Below are 20,312 nucleotides of genomic sequence, written 5' to 3'. Positions count from 1 at the left end.
TGCCACCCCGGTCCATGCGGTCTAGGAGAGCCGCGATTGCCAGGACATGCAAGAGGCCGCGATGATCCCCCGCTACGCCCGCCCCGAAATGGTCGCCATCTGGTCGCCCGAGACCCGCTTTCGCATCTGGTACGAGATCGAGGCCCATGCCTGCGACGCGCAGGCCGCCCTTGGCGTGATCCCGAAGGCCAACGCCGAGGCGGTCTGGCGCGCGAAGGACGTGGAGTTCGACGTCGCCCGCATCGACGAGATCGAGGCGGTGACCAAGCACGACGTCATCGCCTTTCTCACGCATCTCGCCGAACACATCGGGTCCGAGGACGCCCGCTTTGTCCACCAGGGCATGACATCGTCCGACGTGCTCGATACCACGCTGAACATCCAGCTTGTCCGCGCCGCCGACATCCTGCTGGCCGATCTCGACCGCGTGCTGGCGGCGCTGAAGAAACGTGCCTACGAGCACAAGGACACGGTGCGCATCGGCCGCAGCCACGGCATCCATGCCGAACCGACGACGATGGGCCTGACCTTCGCCCGCTTCTACGCCGAGATGGACCGCAACCGCCGCCGTCTGCAGGCGGCGCGGGAAGAGGTGGCGACGGGGGCAATTTCGGGCGCGGTCGGCACCTTCGCCAACATCGACCCGGCAGTCGAGGCGCATGTCTGCGAAAGGATGGGCCTGACCCCCGAACCGATCAGCACGCAAGTGATCCCGCGCGACCGCCACGCGATGTTCTTCGCCACCCTCGGCGTCATCGCCTCGGGCATCGAGAACATCGCCATCGAGGTCCGCCACATGCAGCGCACCGAGGTGCTGGAGGCGGAGGAGTATTTCTCCCCCGGCCAGAAGGGATCGTCGGCGATGCCGCACAAAAGGAACCCGGTGCTGACGGAGAACCTGACCGGGCTGGCGCGGCTGGTGCGCAGCGCGGTGACCCCCGCGCTGGAGAACGTGGCGCTCTGGCACGAGCGCGACATCAGCCATTCGAGCGTGGAGCGCGGGATCGGGCCGGATGCGACCATCCACCTCGACTTCGCGCTGAACCGGCTGGCGGGCGTGATCGAGAAACTGGTGATCTATCCCGAGAACATGTTGAAGAACATGAACAAGTTCAAGGGCCTGGTGATGAGTCAGCGGGTGCTTCTGGCACTGACGCAAGCCGGCGTCAGCCGCGAGGATGCCTATCGCCTGGTGCAGCGCAACGCGATGAAGGTCTGGGAGAAGGGCGCGGATTTCCGTGAGGAACTGCTGGCCGATCCCGAGGTCACGGCCGCCCTTTCGCCCGCCGAGATCGAGGAGAAATTCGACCTCGGCTATCACACGAAGCACGTCGACACGATCTTCGCGCGGGTCTTCGGCGCGTGACGCCGCTCACGTTCGCGTGATCGGAGGGGCGGCCGGGCGGAAATCGTTGCCCGACCGGGCGGGCCGGTGCCACACTTTCCGCATTGGGAAGGAGGACACCATGACGACAAGGGCCTTTGTCGCTGCCCTCGCCTTGATCGCGGGGATTTCGCCTGCGCTCGCTTCATCCGACAGTTGCGGCCACGATCAGCGCAGCGCCCAGATCACCTGCGCCGAAGGCACGACCTGGGACGAGGCGACCCAGCGCTGCATCGTGGTTTCAAGCTGAAGGTAACCGTGGCTTAACCGGACCATGAAACCCTCTGCCTGCGTTGAAGGCGGAGGAAGTCATGTCAGCCATCGCCCCTGCAGCCGCGCCGAAGGGCGCAGGCGAAGTGGCCTTGTCCGGGCGCGAAAAGGCGGCCGTGATCGTCCGACTCCTCCTGTCCGAGGGGGCGGAGCCGCCGCTGCAATCGCTGCCCGAGCACGTTCAGGCGGCGCTGACCGAACAGATCGGGCGCATGCGCACCGTCGATCGCAAGACGCTCCGCGCGGTGGTGGAAGATTTTTGCGCGCGCATCGACGCGATCGGCCTGTCCTTTCCCGGCGGCATCGACGGGGCGCTGACCATGCTCGACGGGCATATCTCGGCCAATGCGGCGAATCGGCTGCGGCGGCTTTCCAGCGCCTCGACCCGGGCCGACCCCTGGGACCGGATCTCGGGCCTCGAGTCCCAACGGCTTCTCCCGGTGCTTGAGCGCGAAGCACCCGAGGTTGGCGCAATCATGCTGTCCAAGCTGCCGGTGGCGCGCGCGGCCGAACTTCTGGGCATGCTGCCGGGCGATCGCGCGAGGCGTCTTGCCCATGCGGTCGCGCGGACCGGATCGGTCGCGCCCGAAACCGTGCGCCGCATCGGCCTGGCGCTGGCGCAGGAGCTTGAGACGCAGCCGCCGCGCGCTTTTGAAACCGATCCGGACGCGCGGATGGGGGCGATCCTGAACCTGTCGGCCGCGGCCATCCGCGACGAGGTGCTGAGCGCGCTCGACGCCGAGGATACGGTGTTTGCGGCCGCCGTGCGCAAGGCGATCTTCACCTTCGCGCATGTGCCCGAACGCCTTGACCCGCGCGATGTGCCCAAGGCGCTGCGCGGTGTCGATCAGGCGGTTCTGGTGCGCGCCCTCGCCGGTGCGACCGGGCCGCTGGAACGGGTCGCGGAGTTCCTGCTTTCGGCGATGTCGCAGCGCATGGCCGCCACGCTGAGGGAGGAAGTCGCGGCCCTGGGCAAGGTCAGGGAAAAGGATGCCGAGGCCGCACAGACCGAAATCGTCGGTGCCATCCGCGATCTTGCCGACGCGGGGGATATCCGGCTGAGGATGGAGGAGGACGACTGATGGCTTCGCCTTGGGCCGCGCAGTCGCCCGCGCGCAGGGGAACACCGCCGCAAGGGCCCGCGCCCCCCGCGCGGATCAGTGCATGACCGCGGCGGCCAGGATACGTCCCGGGCCCGGTTCCTGCACGATCACAACAACATCGTCCGCGCCCGGCGCCGCGACCGTCTGGCGGAAGGGTTCGTGTCCGTCCCAGTCTCCAAGCTGCGTCCAGTCCGTCACGATATGGGAATAGGTGAAGGTCCGGCCCGCATTCTCCCCCCTGCCGATCTCGACGGTGGCGGAGGGGCGGACGCGGACTAGCTGCACCATCGTGTCCTCGGGAAGCTGGCCGAGCGGCCGGGCGCTGATGGCCACGCTGTCGCCCGACCGTTCCAGCGTGAGCGAGACGAGATGCGGCATCGCCGCCTCCATCCGGATCGCCTGTTCCATCGCCTCGGGCTTTACGCCCACGAGATGCTCCATCCCACCGACGATCATCTGCGGCGTGTAGACCATGCGCACCCCCGCATGCTGGGCGTAGGCACGCTGGCGTTCGGAATGGGCGGGGCTGCCGAAGGTGTCCTTCCAGCCGATGTAGTCCCAGTAGTCGACATGCAGCGCCAGCGGCAGCACGTCGGTCCGGTTGGCAAGCGAGCCGAGCAGTTCATCCGCCGGCGGGCAGGAGGAGCAGCCCTGCGAGGTGAACAGTTCGATCACGATCGGACTGTCGTCGGCCCGGGCGATGGGCGCCGACACGAGGGTGAGTGCAACGCAGGCTGCGGTCACTGGCTTCTGGCGCATGGTCGGGGTCCCGTATCCGTTTGGGTCTTGGTATGCCCTGGCGCAGACATTTGCCAATCAAGGATGCGCGAGACTTTCTTTCAACCGGGTCGCCACCGCCACACGGCAAATTGTGCACAATGGTATACAAAAACGTCACCCCCCTCTTGATCCGCGACTTCCGTTGCGGCATTAGCCATGCGAGCGATACCCTGTCCTCAGGAGGGAGACCGACATGACCATCGTCACCGGAACCGATACCGCCAAGACCCGCCGTACCCTGACCGTGGGGGGCCAGTCGGTCGACTATTACTCGATCCCCGCCGCCGAGGCCGCGGGGCTGGGCGAGTTCTCCCGCCTGCCCGCCGCGCTGAAGGTGGTGCTGGAAAACATGCTCCGGTTCGAGGACGGCGGGCGCACCGTGTCTGTCGACGACATCCGCGCCTTCTCCGACTGGGGCAAGCAGGGCGGCGACAACCCGCGCGAGATCGCCTATCGCCCCGCGCGCGTGCTGATGCAGGACTTTACCGGCGTTCCGGCCGTGGTGGACCTGGCCGCGATGCGCGACGGCATCAAGGCACTGGGGGGTGATCCGCAGAAGATCAACCCGCTGAACCCCGTCGACCTTGTCATCGACCATTCGGTGATGATCGACGAATTCGGCAACCCGCGCGCCTTCCAGAAGAACGTCGATCTGGAATACGAGCGCAACATGGAACGCTACGTGTTCCTGAAATGGGGCCAGAACGCGTTCCAGAACTTCCGCGTGGTGCCGCCCGGCACCGGCATCTGCCACCAGGTGAACCTCGAATACCTCGCCCAGACCGTCTGGACCGACAAGGACCAGACCGGCGCGATGGTGGCCTACCCGGATACGCTGGTCGGCACCGACAGCCACACCACGATGGTCAACGGCCTTGCCGTCCTCGGCTGGGGCGTCGGCGGGATCGAGGCCGAGGCGGCGATGCTCGGCCAGCCGGTTTCCATGCTGATCCCGGAGGTCGTGGGCTTCCGCCTGACCGGCCGGATGATGGAAGGCACCACCGCGACCGACCTCGTGCTCAAGGTCGTGCAGATGCTGCGCAAGCATGGCGTCGTGGGCAAGTTCGTCGAGTTCTACGGCGACGGGCTTGACCACCTGCCGCTGGCCGACCGCGCCACCATCGCCAACATGGCCCCCGAATACGGCGCCACCTGCGGCTTCTTCCCGATCGACGCCGAGACCCTGCGCTACCTGCGCCAGACCGGACGCGACGAGGACCGGATCGCGCTGGTCGAGGCCTATGCCAAGGAAAACGGCTTCTGGCGCGGGGCGGACTACAACCCGATCTACACCTCGACGCTCGAGCTTGACATGGCGGAGATCGTTCCGGCGATTTCCGGCCCGAAGCGGCCGCAGGACTACACGCCGCTGAACATGTCGGCGAAAAGCTTTTACAAGGTGGTGAGCGATTATCGCGGCGTCGATGCCTCCGAGGCGGCCAAGAACATGGCCTCCGAAGGCGACACGCTGACCGCGCCGAACGACGTCCTCAAGACCGCGAAGGTCGAGGGCGAGGCTTACGCGATCCGCGACGGGTCGGTGGTGATCGCCTCCATCACCTCCTGCACCAACACGTCGAACCCCTATGTGCTGATCGGCGCGGGGCTTCTGGCGCGCAAGGCGCGCGCGCTCGGCCTGACCCGCAAGCCCTGGGTCAAGACCTCGCTCGCGCCCGGGTCGCAGGTCGTGTCGGAATATCTGGAGGCCGCGGGCCTTCAGGAAGACCTTGACGCGCTTGGCTTCAACCTTGTCGGCTACGGCTGCACCACCTGCATCGGCAACTCCGGCCCCTTGCAGCCGGAAATCTCAAAGGCGATCGGCGAGAATGACCTTGTCGCCGTCTCGGTCCTGTCCGGCAACCGCAACTTCGAAGGCCGGATCAGCCCCGACGTGCGGGCGAACTACCTCGCCTCGCCGCCGCTCGTGGTGGCCTACGCCATCGCCGGCGACATGAACATCGACCTGACGAGCGAGCCCCTTGGCACCTCCAAGGACGGCAAGCCGGTCTTCCTGAAGGACATCTGGCCCTCGAACCGCGAGATCGCGGAACTCGTGCACGAGGTCGTCACCCGCGAGGCGTTCCAGAAGAAATACGCCGACGTGTTCAAGGGCGACGCCAAGTGGCAGTCGGTCAAGACCACCGACAGCGAGACCTACGACTGGCCCTCGACCTCGACCTATATCCAGAACCCGCCCTACTTCCGCGGGATGGGCAAGGAAAAGGGCACGATCCGCGACATCTCCGGCGCGCGGGTCCTCGCCCTTCTCGGCGACATGATCACCACCGATCACATCAGCCCCGCGGGGTCCTTCAAGGCGACCACGCCGGCGGGCAAGTACCTGACCGACCGGCAAGTCGCGCAGAAGGACTTCAACAGCTACGGCTCGCGCCGCGGCAACCACGAGGTCATGATGCGCGGCACCTTCGCCAACATCCGCATCAAGAACGAGATGCTGGACGGGGTCGAGGGCGGTTATACCAAGGGGCCGGACGGCGCGCAGACCTCGATCTACGACGCCGCGATGGCCTACCAGGACGCGGGCACGCCGCTCGTTATCTTTGGCGGGGTCGAATACGGCGCCGGGTCGTCGCGCGACTGGGCGGCCAAGGGCACCAACCTTCTTGGCGTCAAGGCGGTGATCGCGGAGTCGTTCGAGCGTATCCACCGGTCGAACCTCGTCGGCATGGGCGTCATCCCGTTCGAGTTCACCGGGGGCGAGAACCGCAAGTCGCTGGGCCTGAAGGGGGACGAGGTGATCTCGATCCACGGGCTCGAAGGCGACCTGAAGCCGCTGAGCCTCGTTCCCTGCACGATCCGCTACGGCGACGGCAGCGAACGGACGATCCAGATCAAGTGCCGGATCGATACCGAGGTCGAGATCGAGTATGTCGAGAACGGCGGTGTCCTGCACTACGTCCTGCGGAACCTGGCGAAGTCCTGATCCGGAAACGTTGAATTTCTCGTGAAAGCCCGGCCGCGCGCCGGGCTTTTCTTTTCCGTGCGAGGGATTCGGTTAGTGTCATGGGGCTGTCTGCGCGGTGGGGCGCGGCCCGGACCCGTCCGGGCGCGTCGCGCGGGTGGCGTGGCCGTCGCGGAAATTCAGGCCGCGGCGGCCTTCCTCTTCCCGCCTATTCCGCCTTGCCCAGCGCCTTTTCCAGTTCCGGCATGAACCGCTGCTGGTAGTCGGACCCCACGAGCGGGCCGATGAACTTGAAAAGCACGGTGCCATCACCGCCGATGATGAAGGTTTCGGGCGGCGCGGTCACGCCCCAGTCGATCGATCGCCGCCCGGTCGGGTCGGACACGACGCCGATGAAGGGGTTGCCCTCCTCGGTCAGGTAGGCCGTCGCCTTGGCGTCGTCGTCGCGGATGTTCACGCCGACGATGCGGATGCCGTTCGCGGCCATCGCGTTCAGGTTCGGATGTTCGGCCCGGCACGGCGGGCACCAGGTGGCCCAGAAGTTGACCAGCGTCACCTCGCCCGAGCGCAGGTCCGCATCCGTCGCGAAGGGGAACCCGGCCAGTGCCGCGCCGCCGAGTTCGGGCGCCTGCTGCCCGATGAAGGTCGAGGGCAGTTCGTCCGGGTTCTGCCGCCCCATTCCCCAGTAGAAGGTCGCCGCCAGGGCCGCGAAGATCACCGGCGGCAGCATCACGAGGGGGGAGAGTCTAGCCATTCTTCGCCATCCGCCTTTCCTGCACCTCGAGCGCGCGCTTGACCCGGGTCCCCTTCCGCAGGGACAGCGCGACGAGACCCAGAACCAGCAGGATCGTCACGCCATAGGCGGCCAGCACGGTGACCGCGTACTTGCCAAGCTCCACCATCACGCCATCCTTTCCCGCGCCTCGAGCGCGCGCAGACGCCGCGCCCGAATCTCGGTCCGGGTGCGGATGAGGAGGAGCGAGACGAAGAGCAGCCCGAATCCCACGATCGCCGTCCAGAGCGGCCAGGCATAGACATCTGCCACATGCTCTTCCTGGTCCATGGACAGGGACGACCCCTGGTGCAGCCCCTGGTTCCAGAATAACACCGCATAGCGCGAGATGACGGCAAAGACCGAACCCACGAGGCAGAGGACAGAGGTCAGGTCGGCGGCGGTGTCGGGGTTCTCGATCGCCTCCCACAGGGCCATGTAGCCGAGGTAGAAGAGGAACAGGATCAGGAAGGCGGTCAGCCGCGGGTCCCAGGCCCACCAGGTGCCCCACATCGGCTGGCCCCAGATGGCCCCGGTAAAAAGCCCGATCAGCGTCATGGTCATGCCGACGGGCGCCGCCGCCTTCGCGGCCAGGACCGAGACATGGTGGCGACGGATCAGCCAGACGAGCGAGGCGGCCAGCATCATGAACCAGGTCCCCGTCGCCATGATCGCGGCCGGGACATGGATGTAGATGATCTTGACGGTCGATCCCATGCGGAAATCGTCGGGCGTGAAGAAGAAGCCCCAGACCAGCCCGCCAAGAAGGGTCAGCACGGCCAGCCCCGTCACCCAGGGCAACGCCCAGGCCGAGGTCTGCATGAACTTCTTCGGGTTGGCGTATTCCCAGATCGACATGGCGACTGACTAAATGTTCCGGTGAGCGCTCACAATAGGCTTAACATGAACGGCACTATCTCAGGTTGACGCGGATTGCCGCAGCCGCGGCGAAGGGCAAGAGCGCGAGCGAGCCGAGCGTGATGCCCAGCAGCATCAGGACCGGCGTGGCGGTCGCCAGCCCCTCGGCCCCGCGGCGGGCGCATTCGGCGCCGAAGATCAGCGTCGGGATGTAAAGCGGCAGGACGAGAAGCGAGAGAAGCAGCCCGCCGCGTTTCAGTCCCACCGTCAGCGCGGCCCCGAAGGCGCCGATCATGGAGAGCGCCGGCGTGCCGAGCGCGAGCGATGCGGTGAGCCAGAAGAACCCCGACGGCGGCAGGTTGAGGAGGATGGCCAGAACGGGTGCTGCCAGCGTCAGCGGCAGGCCCGTCGTCAGCCAGTGCGCCAGCGCCTTGGTCGCCGCGACGGTCTCGAGCGGGATAGGCGCGGTGGCGAGCAGGTCGAGCGTCCCGTCCTCGTGATCGAGCGCGAAGATGCGGTCGAGCGAGAGAAGGCAGGCCAGGAGCGCGCCGACCCAGAGGATGCCGGGGGCGATGCGGGCCAGTGTGCCCCCCTCCGGCCCGACGCCGAAGGGGACGAGCACGGTGACGATGAGGAAGAAGGCGAGGCTCAGCCCGAAGCCGCCGCCGGCGCGGAAGGCAAGCGCCAGATCGCGGGAGAGGAGCGCCATCATGCCGGCCGCCCCGAACGCAACCGGCCGCCGGGGGCGCTGCCCCCGGGCCCCCGGGATACTTGGGAAAAGAAGAAGATCATGCGAAGGCCTCCTCGAACCCGCCCGGCGCCGGCGCGGTGGGCGCGGCGCGGAACGGGGTGAGGTCGAGCACCTCCGCCTCCGCGATGCCGAGGTCGATGTGGGTGGCCATCAGCGCCGCACCGCCCCGCGCCAGATGGGCGCGCACGGCCGCGGCGAAGAGCGCGACCGAGGCCGCGTCGAGCGAGACGGTCGGTTCATCGAGAAGCCAGAAGCGGCGCCCGGTGACAAGAAGGCGGGCGAGGCCGAGCCGGCGTTTCTGCCCGGCCGAAAGGCTGTGCGCCGGGCGGTCCGCCAGCCCCTTGAGATCCATCGCGGCAAGGGCTGCGGCAATGTCGCCGGTGCCGAAGATGCGCGCCCAGAAGCGCAGGTTTTCCGCCACGCTGAGCGTCGCCTTGAGCCCGTCCGCGTGGCCTGCATAGGCGATATCCTCGGCCGGCAGGCCGATGGCGCCCGCAAGCGGCGGCTGCAGGCCCGCGATGGTGCGCAAGAGCGTCGTCTTGCCGATCCCGTTCGGCCCGCGCAGGACCAGCGCCCGCCCCGGACGCAGGGTCAGCGAGACATGGGCGAGCACGGGGATGCCGCCGCGGGCGATGGCGAGGTCGGTGACGGTCAGGTCCATGATGCGGGGTTAGCCGATGCCGCGGACAAGCGCAAAGCCTCAGTCGACGGGCAGGAGGGCCGCGGCGATGCGCCGCCCCTCGGAGAGTAGGACGTTGTAGGTGCGGCAGGCGGCGGGGCTGTCCATGATCTCGACGCCGAGGCCCGCGCCCTCGAGGGTCGCGCGCAGGTCAGCGGGCAGATGCGCGATCTGCCGCCCGGTGCCGACGAAAAGCACGTCGACCTGCCCGGCGAGTGCCAGCAGTGGCGCAGGATCGCCGTAGCCCTGCCAGGTGCGCGCGCCGGTCCGGGTGACGATAACCGCGCCCTGCAGCGCCTGGCCCGCGATCCGGAAGAAGCCGGGGCCGTAGCCGTCGATGGGCCGGGCCTGTCCGAAGTCGATTTCGCTGAGGTTCACGAGGCGGCGCCTTTCCTTGTCCCGCAAGCCCTGAGAGATTACCCCGCCAGGCGGGCGGGGCCAAGGGCCGGATCAGCCGGCCTTGCGCCCGCGCCATGCCGCGTGAAGGGCGCGCGACACCGCCACCAGCGTCACCAGCACGATCAGGAGGACCGAGATCGCGGCGATGGCGGGGTCGATGTTGTCCCTCAGCCCCATCCACATCAGCCTGGGCAGCGTGACGGCATCGACCGAGGTGATGAAGAGCGTGACCGCAATCTCCTCCCAGCTGAGGACGAAGGTGAGGAAGAAGGCGGAGACGAGGCCGAAGCGGATGTTGGGCAGGATCACCTGGAAGATGCGCCGCGCCACCCCGGCCCCCATGGCGCGCGCGGCCAGGTCGATCCGCCGGTCGACCTGCGCCAGCGCGACCGAGATCAGGACGACCGCGAAGGGTGCGATCATCACCGTATGGGCCAGCGCGACGCCGGCGAGCGTGTCGTAGGCGACAAGGTCATTCGCCTGGCCGAGGGTGATGAGGAAGAAGTAGAGCGTCAGCGCCGAGACGACCGGCGGCGCCACCATCGGCAGGAGCGCCACCCCCATCAGCACCCCGCCGAAGCGCGGGCGCAGCATCCACATGCCGAGACTGAAGAGCGTGGCGAGTGTGGTGGCCAGCGCCGCGCTGATCAGCCCGATGCGGATCGACAGCCACAGGCCCGCGCCCCAGGCCGGGTTCTCGACCAGCGCGCGGTAGTGGCGCAGCGACCATTCCCCCTCGGGGAGGGAGAGGAAGCGCTTGGGCGTGAACGACACCGGCACCACCGCCAGAAGCGGCAGGAGGAGGAACAGCGAGACGATGATCGCGAGTGTGATGGCAAGTCGGCCGGGGCGCTGGAGGATCATCGCGCATCCCCCGGCGTCATCTTTCGCAGGAGCAGGGCGAGGAAGCCCGCGATCGCGATCATCAGGATCACGCTGACCGCGGCGGCCAGTCCCCAGTCGGGGCTCTGGAATATGCGCAGGTAGATCAGTTCGGCCACCATGACGCTGCGCCCGCCGCCGAGGATCGCGGGCGTCACGAAAAAGCCGATCGAGAAGACGAAGACGAGAAGGGCGGCGCCAAGGACGCCGGGCAGCGTCATCGGCAGGAACACCTGCCAGAAGATGCGCGCCCGTCCCGCCCCCATCCCGCGCGCGGCCATCAGCACGCGTTCGTCCACGCTGCGCATGGCCGAGGCAATGGGAAAGACCGCGAAGGGGATGAGGAAATGGGTCATCCCGACGATGACGCCGAATTCGTTGCGCACGAGGGCCAGCGGCTCGGCGATCAGCCCCGCGCCTTCAAGCCAGCTGTTCACCAGCCCGCGGTTCGACAGGATCGACAGCCAGCCGAAGGCGCGCGTCAGGACCGAGATCCAGAACGGGATGAAGATGCACAACTCGGTCAGAAGCCGCGCGACCGGCCCGCCCCACACCCAGAGGAGGGCGACCGCGTAGCCGGCAGAGACGCTGAGCACGGTGACGACCGCGCAGATACGGAGGGTGCGCCAGAAGACCGACAGGATCAGCGGATCGCTCAGCGCGGCGCGATACTGGCCAAGGCCGGGCTCGGGCAGTGTCACGCTCCAGCGCAGGATGCCGAGGAAGGGCAGGATATAGGCAAGCGCCAGCAGGATCAGCAGCGGCCCGAGCAGGACGAGGCTGCGGGTGATCTGGCGCATCGGGCACTCCGTATCGGGCCGCCGCCCCGTCAGGGCGGGACGGCGGCGAAGGGGATCAGGCGGAGACGATCTTGAGGAATTCGTCCAGCGCGGGGCCGTAGTTTTCCTCGTACCAGGCCATGTCGAGCGCGACCTGCTGGGGCATGTTCGCGGGATCGACGGGGTTGAAGCGCGCGGCGTCCGGCGCGATCAGCGCGTCTGCCGCGGGGTTCGCAGGCCCCTGCCCCAGAAGGTCGAAGATCACCACCTGTCGTGCCGGGTCCTGGGCAGAGGCGATGAACTTCATCGCGGTCTCGGCGCCGCCCGGGTTGCCCTTGATCACCGCCATCGCGCCCGGCGAGAGAAGACCGTCGGCCCAGATGAACTTGATGTCGCCGCCCGAGTCCTGCTCCAGCAGGCGTGCACGGGTGGACCAGACCAGCGCCATCGACGCATCGCCGTTCAGAAGCAGCGACTGGCTTTCCGCGCCGCCGCCCCAGAAGGCCACAACATGTTCCTTGAAGGCCGCAAGCTTGTCATGCGCGCGCTTGAGGTCGAGCGGATAGAGCGCGTCGCGCGCCACCCCGTCGCCCAGCAGAAGCGCCTCCCACATGGCGGCGCCCCATTTGTACATCGCGCGCTTGCCGGGGAATTTCTCCACGTCGAAGAAGTCGGCCATGCCGGTGGGGGCGGTGTCGAACTTGGTCGAATCGTAGGCGATGACATAGCTGAAGAAGTAGGAGGAGGCGGCGTATTCCCAGCCGAACCCCTCGCGCATCTTGGCCTTGTCGACGATGGCGTAGTCGATCGGCTCGCACATGCCCTTGCGCCCCAGCGCCTGGGCCGAGAACGGGTCGGCGTCGCAGATGTCCCAGGTGGGTTTGCCGCTTTCGAACTGGGCCTGCATCGCACCTTCGGTCGGGCCCGATCCGTCCTGCTTCACGACGACGCCGGTTTCGGCCTGGAAGGGCTGGCCATAGGCCTGGTCGTAGGCGGTCATCGCGTCGCCGCCCCAGTTGACGAAGACCAGTTCGCCCGACTGGGCCAGAACCGGCGTGCCGCGCGCGGCGACCGCAGCCGCCCCCATCAGGCCGATGGCCAACTGGGTGAAGCGGCGGCGCGAGATCTCTCCGCGCCGGGCGCGTTCGGCAAGGATTTGCAGGCAGTCTTCCTGGAAGTGGCCGTTCATCTTTTCCTCCCTGTGTCGAGGTGGCTGGTGTTGGCTAGAGAAAGAAACCGCGGTCTTCGGCCCAGGCCGCCCACACGGCGGCACCGGGGGTGACCGCGGCAGGCATCGCCGCGGTCGGAACGGACAGGATCACGGGCGTTCCGCCGCCCGAGACTAGGTGAAGCCGTGTCTCGGCCCCCATGTAGGTCAGATCGGTGACGGAGAGGGGAATGGCATTTCCTCCGGCAGGCTCGCCCAGTTCCAGCCGCATGTGTTCGGGCCGGACCGCCAGTGCCGCCGTGGCACCGGCCGCGCCGCATGACGCCCGGATCGCGCGGCCTTCGAAGCGGCCGTGGCCGACGCCCCCCTGCGCTTCGGCCCCGGAAATCGGCAGAATGTTGATATCGCCCAGGAATTCGGCGACGAAGCGGTTCGCCGGCCGCTCGTAGACCTCTTGCGGGCCGCCGGCCTGCTGAAGCCGCCCGTGGTCGAAGATGGCCACCGTGCTGGACAGCGCCAGCGCCTCGGACTGGTCGTGGGTGACGAAGACGAAGGTGGTGCCGATCTCCCGGTGGAGGCGGCGCACCTCGTCCTGCATCTGGCCGCGCAGGTTCTTGTCGAGCGCGGAGAAGGGTTCGTCCAGAAGCAGGACCGCGGGTTCGCAAGCCAGCGCCCGCGCCAGCGCCACGCGCTGCTGCTGCCCGCCCGACAGCGCCGCCGGGCGCTTGTGGCCATGCCCGGAAAGGCCCACCATCTCGATCATCTCCGCGACCCGGCGCCGGATCTCGGCACCCGACCGGCGGCTGACCTTCAAGGGAAAGGCGATGTTCTCGGCCACAGTCATGTGCGGGAACAGCGCATAGCCCTGAAAGACCATGCCGAAGCCCCGCGCCTCGGGCGGAAGTGCCGTGATGTCGCGGCCGTCCTGATGCACCTCGCCCGCCGTGGGCGGCAGGAAGCCGGCCAGCACCATGAGAAACGTGGTCTTGCCCGATCCCGACGGCCCCAGAAGGGTGACGAACGCCCCCCGCCCGATGGTCAGCGACACATCGTCGAGCGCCACGAACTCACCGAATTCCTTGCGGATCGACCGGGCGGTGAGTTCGGCGGCCTGGGGGGTGGGCATGGGGTCCTCCTTGGCGGAAGGTATGGGCAGGCGCGGCAGGGCGGCAATCGAAATGTTTTTCCCGCTTCGGCAAAGGAATTTTGTCGTTGCCGCCATTCGCGGCGCGGCGGCTCAGGGCAGTTCCTCCCGGATCCAGGCACGGAACTCGGTCACCGCCGGAATCGCGGCCTTTTCCTCTGGAATGACAAGATAATAGGACTTGGGCGAACGCACCGCCAGTTCGAAGGGGCGCACGAGCTGCCCGCCCTCCATCGCCTCGCGGCAGATGAAACCGTCGCCCATGGCGATGCCCTGCGCGTTCATCGCCGCGGCGTAGACCAGGTTCATGTCGCAAAATGTCAGCCCGCCGGCGGCGATATCCTCGCCAAGCCCGGCAAGCCTGAGCCAGTCGACCCAGTCGGAGCGGTTGACGAGGTGGAGAAGATCGCCGCGCTGCACATCGGCGAAGTCCTTCATCCCGCCCAGCCGGTTCAGCAGGATCGGGCTGATGAGGGGGGTGAACTCCACCTCCTTCAGAAGCTCCGTCTGCCCGCCGGGGAAGTTGCCGGTGCCGAAGGCGATGAAAAGGTCGGCGTCGGGGTTCGACACGTCGTCAAGCCGGCGCGGGGTGATGACCGACAGCTGCACATCGGGGCAGATCGCGCGGAAACGTCCGATCTTGGTGGACAGCCATGCGGCGGCAAATCCCGGCGTGCAGGAGAGCGTCAATTGCCCCGAAAGCCCGCGTCCGGCATTGCGCGAGGCCGACCCGGCGATGACCGACAGCGCCTTGCGCACGTCGCTGGCATAGGCGCGCCCGCGCACGGTCAGCTCGATCCGGGTGCCGACGCGGGTGTAAAGCGGAAAGCCCAGGTCCTGCTCCAGAAGGCGCAACTGGTGGCTGACCGCACTGCGCGTGACGTTCAGTTCGTCTGCCGCCTGCCAGACCGTGCCGAGACGGGCAAAGCTTTCAAGCGCCCTGAGCGCCTGCGTGGAGGGTATGCGCGCCATCCGGCCCCGCTTGCTGTGACCGCGCAAGTCTAGCCCGCCCTGCCCCCGAATCCAGCGAAATGGTGAATGGGATTTGCCGAAGTCGGGAAAAGGTTTCACTACCGCCGGCGGCCCGAAGGCGTGTAGCGATAAGGACGGGGCGACCGCCTTGCGTCGGCACGACGTCCGGCGACGGCCCCGCCCCGACGTCCAGAGGTCCGCGATGCCCGCACCGATCCTGACCGCCGCCCAGAGGGATGCCCTTGCCGCCGTCGACGCCCGCGCGGGCGCGCTTTCGGACTGGTGCGCGACGATCTTCGATTTCGGCGAAACCGCCTGGCGCGAATACCGATCGGCCGAATGGTACGTCGCGCGGTTGAGGGCCGAGGGCTTCGCGGTCGAGGAAGGATCGGGCGGGATGCCCACCGCCTTCTGCGCCGAATGGTCGAACGGTGACGGGCCCGTCATCGGCATGTATGGCGAATACGATGCGGTGCCCGGCAACTGCCAGGCGGCCAGCACCCGGCGCGAGCCGCGCGCGGGGCTGGGCTATCAGGCGGGCGGGCACACCGACCCGCACTCCGGCCTTGGCATCGGCGCGCTCGGCGGGCTTCTGGCCACCAAGGCGGCGATGGAAAGGCACGGGATCCGGGGCGGCCTGAGGTTCACCGGCGAACCGGCCGAGAAGGTGCGCGGGTCAAAACCCATCCATGCCGCGAAGGGCTACTACGACGGGTTGGCGGCGATGCTGTCGTTCCATCCGTTCTACATGCTGCCTATGTGCAATACCGTCCGCTGGGACACCCACTGCGGCGCGGCCTATGCGATGGTCTACCGCTTTATCTGCGACGCTCCCGAGGCCTGGGGCCGCGCAGACGGCGCGCCGATCCCGCAGTCGCATTCGGCGGTGCGCGCGCCGGGCGCCAACGACGCGCTGATGCTCATGTACCAGTCCTCGAAGGCGCTGCGCGAGGCGATGCTGCCGCATCAGGGCGGCTGGTCGGTATCGGAGGCGATCCTGACCGCGGGGCAGGCGACCGCCGACAACCTGCCCGCGGGCCTGGCCGAGATCCAGTATATGATGCGCACGCCCACCGTGGCGATGGCCGAACAGATCACCGCCGTCCTCGACCGCAACGCCGAGGCGGCAGCGATGATGTCGGGCTGCCGCTGGGAACGCCGCTGGGTCTGCAAGTCGCGCCCGGGCCTGGCCAATCACGCCATGGCGCGGCTGGTCTGGGAGGCGATGCAGGCCGTCGGCGCGCCGCGCTGGGGCGAGGAGGCCCGCGCCGTCGCGCGCGAGATCCAGTCCGGGCTGGGGCTTCATCCCATGGAGGCGCCCTTCATCGAGGAGATGGAGCGGCTGATCGACCCAGACGCGGCCGAGGCGATCCTGCGCCGCGACCTGCCGCCGTCGCAAGGCCATTCGACCTCGGACGACTACACCGACATGTGCTGGCACGCGCCGACCGCCCGGTTCTACATCGCCCGTCCCGCGCTGAAGGCGCCGGCGGGCTATGCCTATCCGAACTGGGTGATGAACGCGCTGGGCGGCATCCCGGCGACCATCGACCCGATGGTGACCACGGCGGCCAAGGTTCTTGCCGCCTCGGCTGTGCGCCTTCTGGAAGACGCAGGGGCACGCGATGCCGCGATGACCGAATTCCGCGACCGCACCGGCGGCGGGGTCGGCGGCAGCTCCTGGTTGCCGCCACTTTGCGACTACGACCCGCCGATCCATTTCCGCTGGCCCGAATATGTCGAAACCCCGCGCGGGCGGGACTGGTGGATCCCCTCCGCCCTGCCCGGCGCCTGACCCGAAGGAGTGACCCATGGCCCTTGACCGACTGCCCCACGCCGAAGGCTTCTCGCTTCAGCGCCGCAATCCCGCCGGCGGCACGAAGCCGCTGGCCCACTGGGGTTTCCGCAACGAGACCGATCCCCTGACCGACGTGCTTCTGGGCTCTCCCGCCCATCTCAAGCACCGCGCGACCTCGTCGCTGTCGCGCAAGCACCTGCGCGAGGCGCCCTGCAACATCCAGGTGGCGCAGGCGCAGCATGCCGAACTGGTCGCGGCCTACGAACATTTCGGGGTGAAGGTGCACATGCTGCCGGCCGAACCGGAACTGACAATGCAGGTCTACACCCGCGATTCGAGCGTGATGACGCCCTATGGCCCCGTCATCACCGCGATGGCGAACTGGTGGCGGCGGGGCGAGAACTATGCCGCGATCCGCGCCTATGAGGCGATGGGCATCCCGATCTATGACATGGTGACGGCCGGCACCTTCGAGGGCGGCGACTTCAACGTGATCGAGGAGGGTTGCGTGCTGATCGGCTGCGGCGGCGCCCGCACACAGGAGGAAGGCGCGCGCCAGGTCGCCGGCTGGTTCGAGAAGGAAGGCTGGGAGGTCAAACTGGCCTTCATCGACGAATACTACGTCCATATCGACCTGATGGTGGTGCCGGTCGCGCCGAAGCTGACGGCCGTGTGCCTCGATTGCACCGATCCCTGGATCGTCGACTGGCTGAAGGCCAAGGGGCACGAGATCATCGACGTGCCCTTCCGCGACACCATGGCGCTTGGCTGCAACTTCATGAGCCTTGGCCACGACAAGATCATCGCGCCGGCCTCCTCGCGCGTGCTGATCGGGCAGCTGAAGGCGCGCGGATTCGAGGTCGCGGCGGTCGAGACAGACGAAATTTCCAAGACCGGCGGCGGCATCCACTGCATGGCGCAGGCACTCCGGCGCGACGCGGGCTGAAAGGCTGGCGGAGCGCAAACCGAACGCCTATGTTGGGGGCCCACCGGAACGGAGCCCCCATGAGCAGGGACGCGATACGCCGGGCGGCGCGGTTGTCCGTGGCGCCCATGATGGACTGGACGGATCGGCACTGCCGGTTCTTCCACCGCCTCATGTCGCGTCATGCGCTGCTTTACACCGAGATGGTGACGGCGCCCGCGGTGATCCACGGCGACCGCGACCGGCTCCTGGGTTTCGACGCGGCGGAGCATCCGGTGGCGCTGCAACTGGGCGGGTCGGAGCCCGCGGAACTGGCGGCGGCCACGCGGATCGCCGCCGGCTACGGTTATGACGAGATCAACCTGAACGTCGGCTGCCCCTCGGACCGGGTGCAGTCGGGCTGCTTCGGCGCGGTCCTGATGGAACGGCCCGCGCTGGTCGCCGGCTGCGTCTCGGCGATGATTGCGGTCGCGCCGGTCGAGGTGACGGTGAAATGCCGCATCGGCGTCGATGACCAGGTGCCGGAGGATGTGCTGCCCGCCTTCCTCGAAACCGTCTCCCAAGCAGGTGTCACCCGCTTCGCGATCCATGCCCGCAAGGCCTGGCTCCAGGGATTGAGCCCGAAGGAAAACCGCGAGGTTCCGCCGCTCGACTATTCCCTCGTGCGCGAGATGAAGCGCGCCTTCCCGCACCTCCACATCTCGGTCAACGGCGGGGTGCAGACGCTCGATCAGGCGCGGGGCTTCCTTGCGGACGAGCTGGACGGCGCGATGGTCGGGCGGGCCGCCTATCATGAACCCTGGGACATCCTCGGCCGGGCGGACGAGGTCATTTTCGACGCCGCCCCCGGCCCCGACCCGTTCGAGGTCGCGGAGCGGATGAAGCCCTATATCGCGGACCATCTGTCGCGCGGCGGGCGCCTGCACCAGATCACCCGGCACATGCTTGGCCTGTTCCACGGCAGGCCGGGCGCGCGCGGCTGGCGCCGGGTCCTGTCCGAACGCGGGCACGGGGCCGAGGCCGGGCTCGACATTCTCGACGCGGCGTTGTCCGAGGTACGCCGCCTCGCGGCGTGACCCCTTCCGGTGCGGCGCCGAAGCCGCTACCAAACCCGCGACAGCGGAGGAAACCATGCCCGAACCGGACCAACTCATGACCATGGCGGCGCTGCTGCTGGCCATCGGGGCCTTCGCCGGCATCATCGCCGGGCTACTGGGCGTGGGCGGCGGGATCGTGCTGGTCCCGGCCTTCTTCTACGCCTTCACCGTCCTCGGCTACGGCGGCGCCGACCTGATGCAGGTCTGCGTGGCCACGTCGCTCGCCACTATCATCGTCACCTCGCTGCGCTCGGTCCATGCCCACCACCGCAAGGGCGCGGTGGACTGGGCGATCCTCAGGGGCTGGGGGCCCGGCATCGCGGTGGGCGCGGTCTGCGGCGTCCTCGTGGTGGCGGCGCTGCGCACGCCTGCGCTGCAGGCGATCTTCGGCACCCTCGCGCTTGTGGTCGCCGCCTATCTGGGCTTCGGGCGCGCGGGCTGGCGGCTTGGCCCCGCCATGCCCACCGGCGCGCCGCGCGCCGCGCTGTCGCCGATTGTCGGGTTCCTGTCGGTGCTGATGGGCATCGGCGGGGGCAGCTTCGGCGTGCCGCTGATGAGCCTTTACAACACCCCGATTCACCGCGCCGTCGCCACCGCCGCCGGATTCGGCGTGCTGATCGCCGTGCCATCGGTCGCGATCTTCCTGCTGACGGCGGTCGAGGGCGCGCCGCCCTTCACCCTCGGATCGGTCAACCTGCCGGCCTTCGCCCTTGTCATCGCGATGACGCTGGTGACCACCCCCCTGGGCGTCAGGATCGCCCACGCGATGGACCCGGGCCCCCTGCGCCGGGTCTTCGCGGCCTTCCTCGCCGTGGTCGCGCTCAACATGCTGCGCAAGGCGGCGGGATGGTAGGGCCGCTCGATCCGGCCGGCTGGGCGGCCTTCCCGGCCGAGGCCGCGACGCGCGCCTGGGCGGCCGCGGCGCTCGCCCATGCGAAGGCCGCCGTTCTTCACCCCGGCGCCGACTGGCGATCGGACGCGACCTGGATGGTCGGGCTCGAGGCGCTGCCCAATGCCGTCGACGGGTCGGTGGACGGCGTGCCGCTGGCCGGACAGGCGGCGCAGACTGTGGCCGCGGCCTTCGGCCCGCAAACCTGGCACCGGGCGCAGATTTCCGTCGCGCGGCCGGGCTATCCGCGCCGGGGCCCTGACGAGGCCGAGGCCTCATTCGGCTACCGTCTGCGCCGGGATGCGGCCCATGTCGACGGGCTTCTCGCCGTCGGCGCCGCGCGGCAAAGGATGCTGCACGAACCGCATGCGTTCATCCTCGGGATCGGCCTCAACGACCCGGACCCGGGCGCCGCCCCGCTCGCCGTATGGGAAGGTAGCCACCGCATCGTCGCCCGCGCCTTCCGGGATGCTCTGGCGGGTGCGGACCCGAAGGACTGGGGCGATGTCGACCTGACCGAGTGCTACAACGCCACGCGCCGGGAGATTTTCGCCACCTGTCCCCGGCGGCTGGTGCCGCTGCGCCAGGGCGAGACGATCCTGATGCACCGCATGACGCTCCATGGGATCAGCCCCTGGGTAAACGGTGCCGAAGCCCCGCCGGAGGGCCGCGCCACCGCCTATTTCCGTCCGCTTCTGGGTTCGGTCGAAGACTGGGTGAACCGGGCCTAGAACCGGCC

Annotated in this window: 20 protein-coding genes; 8 read left to right on the top strand and 12 right to left on the bottom strand. The window is 68.3% G+C overall.

All coding sequences use genetic code 11. The features are described from left to right. The first annotated feature begins 61 nt into the window (after positions 1-61). Both purB and N5I32_RS00575 read left to right on the top strand, forming a co-directional pair. Positions 62-1,366: an adenylosuccinate lyase gene (gene purB / locus N5I32_RS00580; protein WP_261493450.1), complete on the top strand. Its 1,305-nt coding sequence runs from the start codon at positions 62-64 to the stop codon at positions 1,364-1,366. 329 nt (positions 1,367-1,695) lie between these two features. Continuing rightward, positions 1,696-2,736, top strand: a complete 1,041-nt coding sequence (locus N5I32_RS00575; protein ID WP_261493449.1) for a flagellar motor switch protein FliG — start codon at positions 1,696-1,698, stop codon at positions 2,734-2,736. Between the two features lie 75 nt (positions 2,737-2,811). On the opposite strand, the gene N5I32_RS00570 is transcribed toward N5I32_RS00575, so the two are convergent. After that, the gene (locus tag N5I32_RS00570) at positions 2,812-3,516 is read right to left on the bottom strand and encodes a DUF1223 domain-containing protein (protein ID WP_261493448.1); all 705 of its coding nucleotides are present in this window, start codon (positions 3,514-3,516) and stop codon (positions 2,812-2,814) included. 214 nt (positions 3,517-3,730) lie between these two features. Here N5I32_RS00570 and acnA point away from each other — a divergent pair, with 214 nt between their 5' ends. After that, entirely contained in the window at positions 3,731-6,481 is a 2,751-nt protein-coding gene (gene acnA, locus N5I32_RS00565; RefSeq protein WP_261493447.1) for an aconitate hydratase AcnA, read from the top strand. Positions 6,482-6,668: 187 nt separating this feature from the next. On the opposite strand, the gene N5I32_RS00560 is transcribed toward acnA, so the two are convergent. The 11 genes from N5I32_RS00560 to N5I32_RS00510 all read right to left on the bottom strand — a co-directional run bounded on the left by N5I32_RS00560 (position 6,669) and on the right by N5I32_RS00510 (position 14,864). Next, entirely contained in the window at positions 6,669-7,214 is a 546-nt protein-coding gene (locus N5I32_RS00560; RefSeq protein ID WP_261493446.1) for a DsbE family thiol:disulfide interchange protein, read from the bottom strand. Further along, positions 7,207-7,362: a heme exporter protein CcmD gene (gene ccmD / locus N5I32_RS00555; protein ID WP_304504698.1), complete on the bottom strand. Its 156-nt coding sequence runs from the start codon at positions 7,360-7,362 to the stop codon at positions 7,207-7,209. The genes N5I32_RS00560 and ccmD overlap by 8 nt, the downstream gene beginning before the upstream one ends. Continuing rightward, positions 7,362-8,090, bottom strand: coding sequence for a heme ABC transporter permease (locus N5I32_RS00550; protein WP_261493444.1), 729 nt, complete (start codon positions 8,088-8,090; stop codon positions 7,362-7,364). The genes ccmD and N5I32_RS00550 overlap by 1 nt, the downstream gene beginning before the upstream one ends. Positions 8,091-8,145: 55 nt before the next feature. Further along, positions 8,146-8,802 (bottom strand): heme exporter protein CcmB, encoded by a 657-nt coding sequence (ccmB, locus tag N5I32_RS00545; protein WP_261493443.1) that lies wholly within the window; start codon positions 8,800-8,802, stop codon positions 8,146-8,148. 76 nt (positions 8,803-8,878) lie between these two features. After that, a complete protein-coding gene (gene ccmA, locus N5I32_RS00540) occupies positions 8,879-9,502 on the bottom strand; it encodes a heme ABC exporter ATP-binding protein CcmA (protein WP_261493442.1) in 624 nt (207 codons plus the stop codon). Positions 9,503-9,541: 39 nt separating this feature from the next. Then, positions 9,542-9,898 carry an Mth938-like domain-containing protein gene (locus tag N5I32_RS00535; RefSeq protein ID WP_261493441.1) on the bottom strand — a complete coding sequence of 119 codons (357 nt, stop codon included), beginning with the start codon at positions 9,896-9,898 and terminating at the stop codon, positions 9,542-9,544. Between the two features lie 72 nt (positions 9,899-9,970). Continuing rightward, entirely contained in the window at positions 9,971-10,783 is an 813-nt protein-coding gene (locus tag N5I32_RS00530; protein ID WP_261493440.1) for an ABC transporter permease, read from the bottom strand. Then, positions 10,780-11,601, bottom strand: coding sequence for an ABC transporter permease (locus tag N5I32_RS00525; RefSeq protein ID WP_261493439.1), 822 nt, complete (start codon positions 11,599-11,601; stop codon positions 10,780-10,782). Before N5I32_RS00525 ends, N5I32_RS00530 begins: the two co-directional genes overlap by 4 nt. Positions 11,602-11,656: 55 nt before the next feature. After that, positions 11,657-12,769, bottom strand: a complete 1,113-nt coding sequence (locus N5I32_RS00520; protein WP_261493438.1) for an ABC transporter substrate-binding protein — start codon at positions 12,767-12,769, stop codon at positions 11,657-11,659. A gap of 34 nt (positions 12,770-12,803) precedes the next feature. Further along, positions 12,804-13,874, bottom strand: coding sequence for an ABC transporter ATP-binding protein (locus N5I32_RS00515; protein WP_261493437.1), 1,071 nt, complete (start codon positions 13,872-13,874; stop codon positions 12,804-12,806). A 111-nt stretch (positions 13,875-13,985) separates the two neighbouring features. Then, positions 13,986-14,864, bottom strand: a complete 879-nt coding sequence (locus tag N5I32_RS00510; RefSeq protein ID WP_261493436.1) for a LysR substrate-binding domain-containing protein — start codon at positions 14,862-14,864, stop codon at positions 13,986-13,988. A gap of 202 nt (positions 14,865-15,066) precedes the next feature. On the opposite strand from N5I32_RS00510, the gene N5I32_RS00505 reads away from it, so the two are divergent. Genes N5I32_RS00505 through N5I32_RS00485 form a run of 5 tightly spaced genes read left to right on the top strand, consistent with a single transcriptional unit; the run spans position 15,067 to position 20,304 of the window. After that, positions 15,067-16,659 carry a zinc-binding metallopeptidase family protein gene (locus N5I32_RS00505; protein WP_261493435.1) on the top strand — a complete coding sequence of 531 codons (1,593 nt, stop codon included), beginning with the start codon at positions 15,067-15,069 and terminating at the stop codon, positions 16,657-16,659. A gap of 16 nt (positions 16,660-16,675) precedes the next feature. After that, on the top strand, positions 16,676-17,608 hold the full coding sequence (locus N5I32_RS00500; protein ID WP_261493434.1) for a dimethylarginine dimethylaminohydrolase family protein: 933 nt from the start codon (positions 16,676-16,678) through the stop codon (positions 17,606-17,608). Positions 17,609-17,667: 59 nt separating this feature from the next. Continuing rightward, on the top strand, positions 17,668-18,663 hold the full coding sequence (gene dusA, locus N5I32_RS00495) for a tRNA dihydrouridine(20/20a) synthase DusA (protein ID WP_261493433.1): 996 nt from the start codon (positions 17,668-17,670) through the stop codon (positions 18,661-18,663). 55 nt (positions 18,664-18,718) lie between these two features. Continuing rightward, the gene (locus N5I32_RS00490) at positions 18,719-19,537 is read left to right on the top strand and encodes a sulfite exporter TauE/SafE family protein (protein ID WP_261493432.1); all 819 of its coding nucleotides are present in this window, start codon (positions 18,719-18,721) and stop codon (positions 19,535-19,537) included. Next, a complete protein-coding gene (locus tag N5I32_RS00485) occupies positions 19,531-20,304 on the top strand; it encodes a hypothetical protein (protein WP_261493431.1) in 774 nt (257 codons plus the stop codon). Before N5I32_RS00490 ends, N5I32_RS00485 begins: the two co-directional genes overlap by 7 nt. Positions 20,305-20,312: the final 8 nt, after the last annotated feature.

Source organism: Albidovulum sediminis, from assembly GCF_025380365.1.
In the GTDB taxonomy this organism is placed as follows: Bacteria; Pseudomonadota; Alphaproteobacteria; order Rhodobacterales; family Rhodobacteraceae; genus Albidovulum; species Albidovulum sediminis.
This window is presented reverse-complemented; position numbering and strand designations above follow the sequence as displayed.